Annotated in this window: 10 protein-coding genes; 3 read left to right on the top strand and 7 right to left on the bottom strand. The window is 68.6% G+C overall.

Annotated elements, in window-relative coordinates; genetic code table 11:
• Nucleotides 1–152 precede the first annotated feature (152 nt).
• On the top strand, nucleotides 153–2,678 hold the full coding sequence (locus FZ983_RS11905; protein WP_149223769.1) for an FtsX-like permease family protein: 2,526 nt from the start codon (nucleotides 153–155) through the stop codon (nucleotides 2,676–2,678).
• Between the two features lie 145 nt (nucleotides 2,679–2,823).
• On the top strand, nucleotides 2,824–3,549 hold the full coding sequence (locus tag FZ983_RS11900) for a Bax inhibitor-1/YccA family protein (protein WP_149223768.1): 726 nt from the start codon (nucleotides 2,824–2,826) through the stop codon (nucleotides 3,547–3,549).
• 80 nt (nucleotides 3,550–3,629) lie between these two features.
• Here FZ983_RS11900 and FZ983_RS11895 read toward each other — a convergent pair whose 3' ends face one another.
• The 7 genes from FZ983_RS11895 to FZ983_RS11860 all read right to left on the bottom strand — a co-directional run bounded on the left by FZ983_RS11895 (nucleotide 3,630) and on the right by FZ983_RS11860 (nucleotide 11,693).
• Nucleotides 3,630–4,358 (bottom strand): SAM-dependent chlorinase/fluorinase, encoded by a 729-nt coding sequence (locus tag FZ983_RS11895; RefSeq protein WP_149223767.1) that lies wholly within the window; start codon nucleotides 4,356–4,358, stop codon nucleotides 3,630–3,632.
• A 145-nt stretch (nucleotides 4,359–4,503) separates the two neighbouring features.
• Nucleotides 4,504–5,208 (bottom strand): phosphate regulon transcriptional regulator PhoB, encoded by a 705-nt coding sequence (phoB, locus tag FZ983_RS11885; RefSeq protein WP_063635613.1) that lies wholly within the window; start codon nucleotides 5,206–5,208, stop codon nucleotides 4,504–4,506.
• 96 nt (nucleotides 5,209–5,304) lie between these two features.
• Nucleotides 5,305–6,147, bottom strand: coding sequence for a phosphate ABC transporter ATP-binding protein PstB (gene pstB / locus FZ983_RS11880; protein WP_149223766.1), 843 nt, complete (start codon nucleotides 6,145–6,147; stop codon nucleotides 5,305–5,307).
• A 7-nt stretch (nucleotides 6,148–6,154) separates the two neighbouring features.
• Nucleotides 6,155–7,480, bottom strand: coding sequence for a phosphate ABC transporter permease PstA (gene pstA / locus FZ983_RS11875; protein ID WP_149223765.1), 1,326 nt, complete (start codon nucleotides 7,478–7,480; stop codon nucleotides 6,155–6,157).
• Nucleotides 7,473–8,855 carry a phosphate ABC transporter permease subunit PstC gene (gene pstC / locus FZ983_RS11870; protein ID WP_149223764.1) on the bottom strand — a complete coding sequence of 461 codons (1,383 nt, stop codon included), beginning with the start codon at nucleotides 8,853–8,855 and terminating at the stop codon, nucleotides 7,473–7,475. The genes pstA and pstC overlap by 8 nt, the downstream gene beginning before the upstream one ends.
• A 28-nt stretch (nucleotides 8,856–8,883) precedes the next feature.
• Nucleotides 8,884–9,927, bottom strand: a complete 1,044-nt coding sequence (locus FZ983_RS11865) for a PstS family phosphate ABC transporter substrate-binding protein (protein ID WP_149223763.1) — start codon at nucleotides 9,925–9,927, stop codon at nucleotides 8,884–8,886.
• A 107-nt stretch (nucleotides 9,928–10,034) separates the two neighbouring features.
• Nucleotides 10,035–11,693 carry an ATP-binding protein gene (locus tag FZ983_RS11860; protein ID WP_247883719.1) on the bottom strand — a complete coding sequence of 553 codons (1,659 nt, stop codon included), beginning with the start codon at nucleotides 11,691–11,693 and terminating at the stop codon, nucleotides 10,035–10,037.
• Nucleotides 11,694–11,852: 159 nt separating this feature from the next.
• Between FZ983_RS11860 and FZ983_RS11855 the strand changes: the two genes are divergently transcribed.
• Nucleotides 11,853–12,458 carry an XRE family transcriptional regulator gene (locus FZ983_RS11855; RefSeq protein ID WP_149223762.1) on the top strand — a complete coding sequence of 202 codons (606 nt, stop codon included), beginning with the start codon at nucleotides 11,853–11,855 and terminating at the stop codon, nucleotides 12,456–12,458.
• The last annotated feature ends 67 nt before the right edge of the window (nucleotides 12,459–12,525 follow it).

The raw sequence follows: 12,525 nt of genomic DNA, 5'->3' as shown, positions 1-12,525 counted from the left end.
GGAGAGGGTAGGGGTGAGGGGGATGCACCGCGTGGCGTCATTCGGCGTGCGATACTCTCGTCACGGACACAATCCTCGCCATGCGTCCCCTTCACCCTAACCCTCTCCCCGGGGGGGAGAGGGGATAAGCGCGGGTACGAGGGGGCAACGCGATGACCAACCTCAGCCTCGCCCTCCGCCTCGCCCGGCGGGAGCTGCGCACCGGCCTGAAGGGCTTCTGGGTCTTCCTCGCCTGCCTGGCGCTGGGCGTCGCCGCCATCGCCGCCGTGCAGTCGGTGTCGAGCGGCTTGCTCGACGGGCTGGCCAATGACGGACGTTCGATCCTGGGCGGCGACGTCGCGTTGCGGCAACTCTACAATCCGCCGGAAGGCGGGCAGATGGCGGCGCTGACCGCAACCGGCCGGGTGTCGACCTCCGCCGAGATGCGGGCGATGGCGCGGGCCGATGATGACGTCCGCTCTTCGCTGGTCGAGCTGAAGGCTGTCGACGACGTCTACCCGCTCTACGGCACCGTCACCCTGGTCGGCGGCGGCGACCTGCGCGACGCGCTGGCGCAGAAGGATGGCCGCTGGGGTGCGGTGATCGAGGCGAGCCTCGTCGACCGATTGGGCGTGAAGACCGGCGACACCATCCATGTCGGCGAGGGTGCCTATCGTGTCGCCGCCGTGCTGGACCGCGAGCCGGACCGCGCCTCCTCAAACGCCTTTTCGCTGGGGCCGCGCCTGATGGTGGCGTTGCCGTCGCTGCAGGACACCGGGTTGCTGCAACCCGGCAGTCTCACCTGGTGGAGCGCCAAGGTGGCGCTGCCGCCGGAAACCGACCTGAAGGCGTGGCAGGAGGATTTGCGCGCCCGCTTCCCCGACGCTCCCTGGCGGATGCGGGACTACACCAACGCCTCACCGCAGATCGAGCGCTTCATCGACCGCATGACGCTGTTCCTGACGCTGGTCGGGCTGACCGCACTGCTGGTCGGCGGCGTCGGGGTAGGCAACGCGGTGCGCAGCCATCTGGACTCACGCGCCCGCACCATCGCCATGATGAAGTGCATCGGCGCGCCGGGCGCCTTGGTGTTCCAACTCTATCTGGCGCAGATCCTGGCGCTCGCGCTGCTGGGCATCGTCATCGGGCTGGCGCTGGGTGCCGTTGCGCCGCTGGCGCTGGGCCGGCTTCTCGACGGCGTTCTGCCGGTGTCCGCCCATATCGGCGTCTATCCGGGTGCATTGGCGCTCGCCGCCCTCTATGGCGTGCTGACGGCGCTGACCTTCTCGCTCTGGCCGCTCGGCCGGGCGCGGGAGGTGCCGGCCGGCGCCCTGTTCCGCGACGTGATCGCCCCGGCCGCCGGCCGGCCGCGCATGCCCTATACGTTGGCGATGATCGCGTCGGCGGTTGCGCTCGCCGGACTGGCGGTGCTGACCGCCCATAACAAGCTCTTCGCCCTGTGGTTCGTGGGCGGCTCCATCGCCACCTTCATCGCCTTCCGCGCCGCCGCGGCGCTGGTCACCTGGGGGGCGAAGCGGGTAGGGCGCGTCCGGCGGCCGGGGCTGCGGCTGGCGCTCGCCAACCTGCACCGGCCGGGCAACCCGACGGCGGCGGTGGTGCTGTCGCTCGGGCTCGGCCTGACGGTGCTGGTCGCCATCGCGCTGATCCAGGGCAATTTCTCCCGCCGGGTGTCGGAGACGATACCGCAGGACGCCCCCAGCTTCTTCTTCGTCGACATCCAGCGCGACCAGTTCGATCCCTTGCGCGGCCTCGTCACCGGCATCCCCGGCACCAGCGCCTTCGAGGCGGTGCCGAGCCTGCGCGGCCGGATCGAGCGGGTGAACGGGCAGGATGCCGAAAAGGCGCTGGTCAATCCGGAGCAGGCCTGGATCCTGGCCGGCGACCGCGGCATCACCTATTCGGCGACGCTGCCGAAGCATTCCACCGTCACCGCCGGCAGCTGGTGGGCGACCGACTATGCCGGCCCGCCGCTGATCTCCATCCACCAAAGCGTCGCCGAGGCCTTCGGCATCGGCCCCGGCGCCACGCTGTCGATCAACATCCTGGGCCGCAGCATCGAGGCCACGGTCGCCAATGTCCGCGCCGCCGATTTCAGCAGCATGGCGATCAATTTCACCATGGTCTTCGCCCCCGGCACGCTGGAAGGCGCGCCGCAGACCTGGGTCGCCACGGTCCGCGCCACGCCGGATGCCGAAACGCAGGTGCAGCGCGCCGTGCTGCAGCGCTTCCCCAACATCACCATGGTGCGGATCAAGGACGCGCTCGACACGGTGTCGGAGATGCTGGGCCATATCGGCACGGCGGTGCGCATCGTCGCCGGCATCACGCTGGCCGCCGGCACGCTGGTGCTGGCCGGCGCGGTCGCCGCCGGGCATCGTCGCCGGGTCTATGACGCGGTGGTGCTGAAGGTCCTGGGGGCGACGCGCGGCGACGTGCTACGCGCCTTCCTGTTGGAGTACGGGTTGCTGGGCCTTCTGACCGCGGTCATCGCCGGCTGCATCGGCACGCTGACCGCCTGGGCGGTGCTGCGCTTCCTGATGCATTGGGAGTGGAGCTTCCTGCCGTCGGCGGTGGTCACCACGGCCTTGCTCAGCACGGCGATCACTCTCGCTTTCGGGTTCTATGGTACTTGGCGGGCTTTGGGCCAGCCGTCCGCGCCATTGCTTCGCAACGAGTGATTCCCGCGGCAGAAAGCGGTAGCAAAAACGAAACGTGAAAGCTTTTTCATCTTGGAGAACCGCTGCCGATTCCTATTGAACCGAATTGCGGACTCGCCAATATGTCATCCCGACGGGATCACCCTATTCCACCGAGGAAACCAACATGGCAGACCCGACCTATAACCGCTTCGCGACCGCAGGCCGCGCGACAGATCGGGGATACTTCGACGAAGGCCTGCGCCAGCACATGCTGCGCGTGTACAACTACATGGGTGCCGGCCTGATCCTGACGGGCCTGGTCGCCGCGCTCGTGTCGTCCAGCCCGGCCATGATGGCGGCCATCTTCGGCACGCCGCTGAAGTGGGTGGTGATGCTGGCCCCGCTGGCGTTCGTGATGGTGCTGTCCTTCGGCATCCAGCGCCTGTCCTTCGCATCGGCACAGATGGTCTTCTGGGCCTATTGCGGCGCGATGGGGCTGTCGATGTCGGCCATCTTCCTGGTCTTCACCGGGGCGTCGATCGCGCTGACCTTCTTCGTCACCGCCGCGACCTTCCTGGCGATGAGCCTGTACGGCTACACCACGAAGGCCGACCTGTCGAAGATGGGCTCGTTCCTGATGATGGGCGTCATCGGCCTGGTCATCGCCGGCCTGGCGAACATCTTCTTCCAGTCGCCGGCCCTGCACTTCGCGATCTCCGCCATCGGCGTGCTGATCTTCACCGGCCTGACCGCCTACGACACCCAGGCGATCAAGGAAAGCTACGCCGAGGGCTACGATCACGAAAGCACCGGCAAGCTGGCCCTGATGGGCGCCCTGACGCTGTACCTGGACTTCATCAACCTGTTCCAGTTCCTGCTGCAGTTCCTGGGTCAGCGCAACAACGACTGAGCCTGAAGACGCCTGATCGGACAAGCGCCTGATCGACGCAGCAACCGCCCGGAAGCGCCCGCTTCCGGGCGGTTTTCGTTTCAGGACCCGACCGTCACCGCATCGCCGACCTTGAGACCCAGCGCCTCGTCAGCCCGCCCGCGGTTGACGGCGATCTCCGCCAGCCCGTTGGAGTTCTCGTACCACAGCGGCTCCCCCGGCCCGACGGCGCCGAAGGTACGGGCACGGGCGATGTGGGTGCCGGCGACGGTCAGCACCGCATCGGCGGGCAGGGCGGATGCCCGCATCCCGGTCATGGCGTTGCCGTAGACATCGACATAGACGATGCGGGCCAGTTCGTCCGGCCAGTCGGGGCGGTCGATGGCGGCGAGGGGGAGGGGGCTGCGCTGCACCGGCCGGCCGGCCGCCAGATCGGCGGCAACGGGGGCGAACAGGTCGCGGCCATGGAAGCTGGCGGACAGCCGATCCGGAATCCAGTCGATGGTCCAGGCGTTTAGCGACGTTGCGCGGCGGGCGAGCAGGGCGAAGAGGCCGTTGTCGGGACCGATGAACCAGCGCCCGTCCGCCTCCACCATCACCGGCCGGCGGTCGGTGCCGACACCGGGATCGACGACGCAGAGAAAGACGCTGCCGGCGGGGAAGGCCGGGACGTAGGCGGCCAGGAGATAGGCCGACAGCTGCGGGTCGAAGGCGGGGGCGTCGGCGAACAGGTCGATGATCGGGACGGTTGGCGCCTGTTGCGCCAGCACCGCCTTCATCTGGCCGGTGTAGGGGCCGGAGAGGCCGAAGTCGGTGAAGAGCAGGATCATGGGGGAATCCTCACCAGTGCCGCTGCGTTAGTCCCCCACCCTAACCCTCCCCCGCTGGGCGGGGGAGGGGAGTGCTTGGGCGGGAGAGTGGCGGCAGTCCCTCCCCCGCCCAGCGGGGGAGGTTAGGTGGGGGTCTAACGTCGCATTACACCGACTTCGTATCCAGCGCATACCCCGCCGACCGTACGGTGCGGATCAGGTCCAGCTCGTCCTCTTCGTTCATCGCCTTGCGCAGGCGGCGGATGTGTACGTCGACCGTACGCGGCTCGACGTACACGTCGTGGCCCCACACCAGATCGAGCAGCTGTTCGCGGGAGAAGACGCGGCCTGGATGCTGCATGAAGTGGCGCAGCAGGCGGAATTCGGTCGGGCCCAGATGTACGTCCCGGCCGTTGCGGCGTACGCGGTGGGCGGCCAGATCCATCGTCACGTCGGCGAAGGTCAGCACCTCGTCCGTCATGCCGGGGGAGGCGCGGCGCAGCACCGCGCGCATGCGCGCCACCAGCTCCGTCGGGGAGAAGGGCTTGGTGATGTAGTCGTCGGCCCCGGAATTCAGGCCGCGCACCCGGTCGCCTTCCTCGCCGCGGGCGGTCAGCATGATGATCGGGATGTCGCGCGTCTTGGCATTGCGGCGCAGCTGGCGGCAGACCTCCAGCCCGCTCATCAGCGGCAGCATCCAGTCGAGCAGCACGATGTGCGGCGTCTGTTCGCCGGCGGCCAGCAGGGCCTCCTCGCCGTCGCTGGCGGTGGCGACGCGGAAGCCTTCCTTTTCCAGGTTGTACTTCAACAGCGTCAGGATGTCGGCCTCGTCCTCGACGACCAGGACGAGCGGCTTCAGGGCCGCGTTCATGGAGGCTCCGTTCACAGCGCGCGTCTCGACGTTAACCGGCATGGGACAGCCTTTTCAACAAAGGAGGGAGGGGGGCGCATAGGTCGGCGGATGGTTTCAGCCGTAGCGGCCGGTGATGTAGCCCTGGGTGCGCTCGTCGCGCGGGTTGGTGAAGATTTCCTCGGTGTCGTCGCATTCCACCATCTCGCCCAGATGGAAGAAGGCGGTGCGCTGCGACACGCGGGCGGCCTGCTGCATGTTGTGGGTGACGATGACGATGGTGTAGTTGGCCCGCAGCTCGTCGATCAGCTCCTCGATATGGGCGGTCGCGATGGGGTCGAGCGCCGAGCAGGGCTCGTCCATCAGGATCACCTCGGGGCTGACGGCGATGGCGCGGGCGATGCACAGCCGCTGCTGCTGGCCGCCGGACAGGCTGGTGCCCGGCTCGCGCAGGCGGTCCTTCACCTCGCCCCACAGGCCGGCGCGCTTGAGGGACGTCTGCACCACCTCGTCCAACTCGTCGCGGCCTGAAGCGAGGCCGTGGATTCGCGGGCCATAGGCGATGTTGTCGTAGATCGACTTCGGAAACGGGTTCGGCTTCTGGAACACCATGCCGACGCGGGCGCGCAGTTGCACCGCATCCACGGCCTTGCCGTAGACATCCTCGCCGTCCAGCGCGATCCGTCCCTCGACCCGGCAGCCCTCGACGGTGTCGTTCATCCGGTTCAGGCAGCGCAGGAAGGTCGACTTGCCGCAGCCGGACGGGCCGATCAGCGCCAGCACCCGGTTCTCGTGGATGTCGAGGTCGATGCCCTTCAACGCCTGCTTCGCGCAGTAGAACACCTTGACCCCGCGCGCGGTCATCTTGGCCGGCAGATCGGCGCTGGAACGCTGCTCCGCCCGTCCATCGCCGCGGGGACGAAGCTTCAGCGGGCTCGGGATGCCGCTTGTAATGCTCATGGGGCGCTCACCACCGTCTCTCGAAAATCTTGCGCAGGATCACGGCCGTCCCGTTCAGAAGGATCAGGACGCCGAGCAGGATCAGGATCGCCGCGGAGGTGCGCTCGGTGAAGGCACGCTCCGGGCTGTCGGCCCACATGTAGATCTGCACCGGAAGCACCGTGGCGCTGTCGGTCAGCCCATGGGGCACGTCGACGATGAAGGCGACCATGCCGATCATCAGCAGCGGCGCCGTCTCGCCCAGCGCGCGGGCCATGCCGATGATGGTGCCGGTCAGGATGCCGGGCATCGCCAGAGGCAGCACATGGTGCAGCACCGTCTGCAGGGGCGATGCGCCGATCCCCAATGCTGCCTCGCGGATCGACGGCGGAACCGCCTTCAGCGCGACGCGGGCCGAGATGATGATGACCGGCAGCGTCATCAGCGCCATCACCAGCCCGCCGACCAGCGGCGCCGAGCGCGGCATGCCGAAGAAGCCGAGGAACACCGCCAGACCCAGCAGGCCGAAGATGATCGACGGCACCGCGGCGAGGTTGTTGATGTTCACCTCGATCAGGTCGGTCCAGCGGTTCTTCGGCGCGAATTCCTCCAGATAGACCGCGGCGGAGATGCCAACCGGCACCGACAGCGCCATGGTCACCAGCAACGTCAGCAGCGAGCCGACGATGGCGCCGCCGATACCGGCCTGTTCCGGCTCCCGGCTGTCGCCGGCGGTGAACAGGGTGGTGTTGAAGCCCTGCGCCAGCGCGCCGGAGGCCAGCAGCGCATCGGCCGCGGCGATCTTGGCATCGCTGAGCCCGCGTTCGCTCTCCGGCAGGTCGCGGCGGTAGCGGCCCTTCACCAGCTGGTCGATCTCGTCGTCGGCGCGCACCCAGACGGTCAGAGTGGTGCCGACCAGCGCCGGGTTCTTCGCGACCATCGCCTCCAGCTCGTAAGGCGCGCCCGACGACAGCAGGTCGTTCAGCACGCGCTTGCCGGCGCGGTCGGTCACCTGCGGGAACTGGGCATGGAGCGCCCGGCGCAGGATGGGGGCATAGTTGCGCTCGGCCACCTCCGCCGGGTCCAGCGTCACCTCCAGCCGGATCCGCGCTTCCCAGAAGGCGGTGCTGCCCTTGGCAACGATGGAGCCCAGAAGCACCACCAGCATCAGCGCCGCCAGCGCCACCGCTGCGGCGCCGGCCAGCCGGAAGCGGCGTTCGGCGACATGGCGGGCGCGCAGGCGGCGGGCGAAGGCCTCGCTCCTGACGCGCGATTTCACTGGAGTGTTGGAGCCGGAGGAGGAGGCAGGGGAGGGCGTCACGGCCGACACGTCCTGCTCGACGAGGTCAGTCATATTTTTCCCGATAGGTCCGGACCACCCGCAGGGCGACCATGTTGAGGCAGAGCGTGACGAGGAACAGCACGAGGCCGAGGCCGAAGGCCGACAGCGTCTTCGGGCTGTCGAACTCCTGGTCGCCGACCAGCAGCGTGGCGATCTGGGTGGTGACGGTGGTCACCGCCTGCAGCGGGTTGGCGGTCATGTTGGCGGTCAGGCCAGACGCCATGGTGACGATCATCGTCTCGCCGATGGCACGGCTGACCGCCAGCATCACCGCGGCGACGATGCCCGGCAGCGCCGCCGGCAGGACCACCTGCTTGATCGTCTCCGACCTGGTGGCGCCGAGGCCGTAGGAGCCGTCGCGCAAGCTCTGCGGCACCGCGTTGATGACGTCGTCCGACAGCGAGCTGACGAAGGGGATGATCATCACCCCCATGACGATGCCGGCCGCCAGCGCCGATTCCGAACTGACGTCCAGCCCCAGCGCCTCGCCCACCGACCGCACGAAGGGCGCCATGGTCAGCGCGGCGAAGAAGCCATAGACCACGGTCGGGATGCCGGCCAGAATCTCCAGAGCCGGCTTCAGCCAGGTGCGCACGCCGCGCCCGGCATATTCCGACATGTAGATCGCCGCCATCAGCCCCACCGGCACCGCCACCAGCATGGCGATGACCGTGATGAGAAGCGTGCCGGCGAACAGCGGGATCGCGCCGAAGGAGCCGCTGGAGCCGACCTGATCGGCCCGCATCGCCATCTGCGGGCTCCAATGGGTACCGAACAGGAAATCCAGCGGCGAGACGACGGTGAAGAAGCGCAGCGCCTCGAACAGCAGCGACAGGACGATGCCGACCGTGGTCAGGATGGCGACCATCGAGCAGACGATCAGCGCCACCCGCACCACCCGCTCCACCGCCGGGCGGGCCCGCAGGTCCGGGCCGATGCGGTGGCGGCCCCAGGCGAGACCGGCGACGGCGAGGCTGGCGCCGACGGCCAGCAGGCTCCAGTCGGCAAGGTCGCGCAAGCCCGCATAGCGGCGGGCGGCATCCTGCACCAGGGGATCGGGCTCGCGCCCGGTGGCAATGCCGCGGGCGAGGTTGAGGATGTCGGCTTTCAGCAGGGCGACCGACTGGCCGTCGCCGGTGGTCAGCCGCTCCGGCAGGGAGGACAGGACCAGCTGCATGGCGAGCCAGCCTTCCGCCGCGGTCCAGGCCACGAACAGCAGCAGCGCCGGCAGCCCGGCCCACAGCGCCACATAGACGCCGTGGTAGGAGGGGACCGAATGCAGTTCCGCCACCCGCCCGCCGACGGACGCCGCTGCCCGAGACCGGCCGGTCATGAAACCGATCACGGTGAGCAGGGCCAGGATCAGGGCGAGAAGGGTCAGCTGCATGCGGGATGCCCGGAGGGAGAATGGATGGTCAGAACTGCAGCGGCGTCAGCCCGACCGCCTGGGTCCGGGCGGCGTCGCGCAGGGCCTTCGGTTCCGGGATCAGGCCCTTGTCGACCAGATAGCCGTCCTCGCCCACCGCGCGTTCGGAGGTGTATTCGCCGATGAACTCGCGGATGCCCGGAATGACGCCGGCATGGGCGGTCTTTACATAGATGTAGAGCGGACGCGCCAGCTCATACTGGCCGGCCGCCACCGTCTCTGCGGTCAGCTCCACCCCGTCCATCTTCGCCGCGCGCAGCGTGTCGCGGTTCTGGTCGAGATAGCTGTAGCCGAAGACGCCGAAGGCGTTGGGGTTGGCCGTCAGCTTCTGGACGATCAGATTGTCGTTCTCGCCGGCTTCGACATAGGCGCCGTCCTCGCGGATGGTCATGCAGGCACGCTCGCGCGCCTTTTCGTCTGGAACCGCCTTGGCGACCTCGGCCACCTTCTTGCAGCCCTCCAGCATCGCCAGCTCGTTGAAGGTGTCGCGGGTACCGGAGGTCGGGGGCGGGCCCAGCACCTCGATCGCGGCCTTGGGCAGTGTCGGGTCGATGTCCGACCACAGCTTGTACGGGTTGGCGACCAGGGCGCCATTCACCGGCACCTCCTTCGCCAGCGCCTTCCACAGCACGATGGTCGACAGCGACACCGGGGCGGCCTTCTTGGATGAAGCCAGGGCGATGCCGTCATAGCCGATCTTCAGCTCGGTGATCGTGGTGACGCCGTTGGCGGCGCACTGGTCGACCTCCGACTTCTTGATGCGGCGCGAGGCGTTGGCGATGTCGGGATGGCCCGGGCCGACGCCGGCACAGAACAGCTTCAGCCCGCCGCCGGTACCGGTCGACTCGATCACCGGCGTCTTGAACTTGCCGGTCTTGCCGAAAGCCTCGGCCACCGCGGTGGTGAAGGGGAAGACGGTGGAGGAGCCGACCGCGCGGATCTGGTCGCGCGACTGCGCCGAAGCGGGGGTGGCGGCGAAGCTCAGGGCCAGGGCAAAGGCGCTCGCGGCGATGACAGGCGTCCGGGTGGTCACGGGTGCCCCTCCTTGAGGAAACGGAGACTGCTCCATTGGAATGGCGCGGACCATAGACCCGGAGGGCGACCGATTGATTGCGTTTTTATGACACTTTCATGACACGGTCACAGACACGCTTCACCCCTCTCGCACACTGCCAAGTCCCCTCTCCCCCCCGGGGAGAGGGTTAGGGTGAGGGGTCGCGCGGCGGCTCTTTCGCGAGAATCCTGCCACGCTTCCCCCTCACCCCGTCCCTCTCCCCGGGGGGGAGAGGGAGAAGCAACCTCTCCCACCACGGGCAGATAGACCGTGAAGGCGCTGCCCACCCCCACCTCGCTTTCGATGGTCAGGCGTCCACGATGGCGATTCAGGATGTGCTTGACGATGGCAAGCCCCAGCCCGGTACCGCCCATGGCACGGGACCGCGCTGCATCGACGCGGTAGAAGCGCTCGGTCAGGCGGGGCAGGTGGGTGCGGGCAATGCCGTCGCCATGGTCGCGCACCGAGACCGACACCATCGCCGTGCCGCTGCGCACCACGCGCTTGTCCTTCGCCGTGGCGCCGGTGGGTGTAGGAAGCCCCGCAAAGCCCACCGCCGCGCCGTCGGCCAGCGCCACGGTGACGGTCACGTCCGTATCCTCGCGCGTGTATTTGATCGCGTTGCTGACCAGATTCTGGAAGACCTGGGTCAGCTGGTCCTCGTCGCCGATGACATAGGGCAGGGATTCCGGCGCTTCCAGCCGCAGGCGGATGCGGCGCTGGGCGGCCTTCAGCTCCAGCGCGGCGATGACGTTCTCCAGCTCCTCCACCACATCGACCCGGCCGTTGGGCGGCATATGCTCGTCCAGTTCGATGCGGGAGAGGGAGAGCAGGTCGTTGACCAGCCGGGTCATGCGGCTGGCCTGGTCGTGCATGATCGACAGGAAGCGGTCCTGCGCCTCCGGATCGTCGCGCGCCGGACCGCGCAACGTCTCGATGAAGCCCAGCAGCGAGGACAGCGGCGTGCGCAGCTCGTGGCTGGCGTTGGCGATGAAGTCGGCGCGCATCTGCTCCGACCGGCGGGCGGCGGTGACGTCGTGCAGGGTCAGGATCGCCATGCGGGCGACGGTGGGCGGACGCGGCGCCGGTTCCTCCTCGATCTCGCCATCCAGCAGAGAGGGATCGGGTTCCGGCACCAGCCGCTGGAAGGGCTTCACCTGCGCCTCGAAGCTGCGTTCCACCGGCACCGGCAGCGTGAATTCGATGATGCGCGACGCACCCCCGCGCAGGACCGAATCCACCGCCTCCAGCACCGTCGGCGTGCGCAGGGAGGAGGCAAGGTCGCGGTCCACCACCTTGTCGCCGAACAGCTCCCGCGCAGTCTGGTTGGCCCGCACCACCTGCCGCTCCGCATCCATCAGCAGCAGCGGGGCGGGCAGGGCGTCGATCACCGCTTCATCCGCATCCAACTGCATCCGCACGCTTTCCGCCCGGCGCAGGCCGACCCGGTGCAGCCGGCCGATGGTCGCGGTCAACGCCTTCAGGGCGGGGGGCGTTCCGATAGGGGCCAGCGGCTCGTCGGCCTCCGCCAGCCGGGCGGCATAGTCGGTCATCGCATCGGCATCGCGCCGGTAGGTGCGCAGGACCAGCACCGCGCCTGTCAGCGCCAGCGCAGCCGCGACCAACGCCAGCCCGCCATGCAGCGCCCCGACATGAACCGCCCAGGCCAGCACGCCCAGCAGGGGCACCAGCATCAACAGGATCGCGGTCAGCAGCGGGGTGGGCGGCGACGCCTTCAGGCGCATGGGAAAGGCACCGGGTCAGGGGTGGATGGGGCAGGAAGCGTGACGATCAGCCCTTCTACACCATCGTCGCGCATGCCGCGCGGCGGTCATAAAAGATTCATGTGCGGTACTGTGCGGTCCTTCGTTGACTCCAATATAGTGGACCGACATTCTACCATCATGGATGACCCGACAGACGACATCGACAGCCGCCTTGCCGCCCGCCTGCGTGCCTTGAGGGCGGACCGTGGCCTGACCCTCGGCGGCTTGGCCGAACGGTCGGGCGTCAGCCGTTCCATGATCTCGCTGGTGGAGCGGGGGGAGAGCAGCCCGACCGCCTCCGTCCTGGACCGGCTCGCCGCCGGGCTGGGCGTGACGCTGGCGGCGTTGTTCGCGGAGGCCGAACGGGAAGACGCCAACCCCGTCGCCCGCCGCACCGATCAGGTTGCCTGGACCGACCCCGCCACCGGTTACCGCCGCCGCAACCTGTCGCCGCCGGGCTTCCCGTCGCCCATCGAACTGGTGGAGGTGGAGCTTCCGCCGGGCGCCCGCGTTTCCTACGACAGCGGCAACCGCGCCGCGACGGTGGAGCAGCAGGTTTATCTTCTGGACGGCACCATCGCCCTGACGGTGGGAGAGGTGACGCACCGCCTGTCCACCGGCGACTGCCTCGCCATGCGGCTCGACCGCCCGACCGGCTTCCACAACCCGACGGACCGGACGGCCCGCTACATCGTGGCGCTGACCACCGACGGGCGCCCAACCCTAAACGCCGTTAAACGCTGAAGGAGCATGCCATGGACAGCGCTTGCCTGGACTCCGGACGAGTGAATAGGGGAAGCGGAGCCGCCGC

The organism is Azospirillum sp. B21, assembly GCF_008364825.1.
Lineage (GTDB): Bacteria > Pseudomonadota > Alphaproteobacteria > Azospirillales > Azospirillaceae > Azospirillum.
This window is presented reverse-complemented; position numbering and strand designations above follow the sequence as displayed.

Excerpts from the sequence above, each read along its gene's own strand:
- FZ983_RS11905 (WP_149223769.1), top strand. The coding sequence starts at position 153 with ATGACCAACCTCAGCCTCGCCCTCCGCCTCGCCCGGCGGGAGCTGCGC.
- FZ983_RS11900 (WP_149223768.1), top strand. The coding sequence starts at position 2,824 with ATGGCAGACCCGACCTATAACCGCTTCGCGACCGCAGGCCGCGCGACA.
- FZ983_RS11895 (WP_149223767.1), bottom strand. The coding sequence starts at position 4,358 with ATGATCCTGCTCTTCACCGACTTCGGCCTCTCCGGCCCCTACACCGGC.
- phoB (WP_063635613.1), bottom strand. The coding sequence starts at position 5,208 with ATGAACGCGGCCCTGAAGCCGCTCGTCCTGGTCGTCGAGGACGAGGCC.
- pstB (WP_149223766.1), bottom strand. The coding sequence starts at position 6,147 with ATGAGCATTACAAGCGGCATCCCGAGCCCGCTGAAGCTTCGTCCCCGC.
- pstA (WP_149223765.1), bottom strand. The coding sequence starts at position 7,480 with ATGACTGACCTCGTCGAGCAGGACGTGTCGGCCGTGACGCCCTCCCCT.
- pstC (WP_149223764.1), bottom strand. The coding sequence starts at position 8,855 with ATGCAGCTGACCCTTCTCGCCCTGATCCTGGCCCTGCTCACCGTGATC.
- FZ983_RS11860 (WP_247883719.1), bottom strand. The coding sequence starts at position 11,693 with ATGCGCCTGAAGGCGTCGCCGCCCACCCCGCTGCTGACCGCGATCCTG.
- FZ983_RS11855 (WP_149223762.1), top strand. The coding sequence starts at position 11,853 with ATGGATGACCCGACAGACGACATCGACAGCCGCCTTGCCGCCCGCCTG.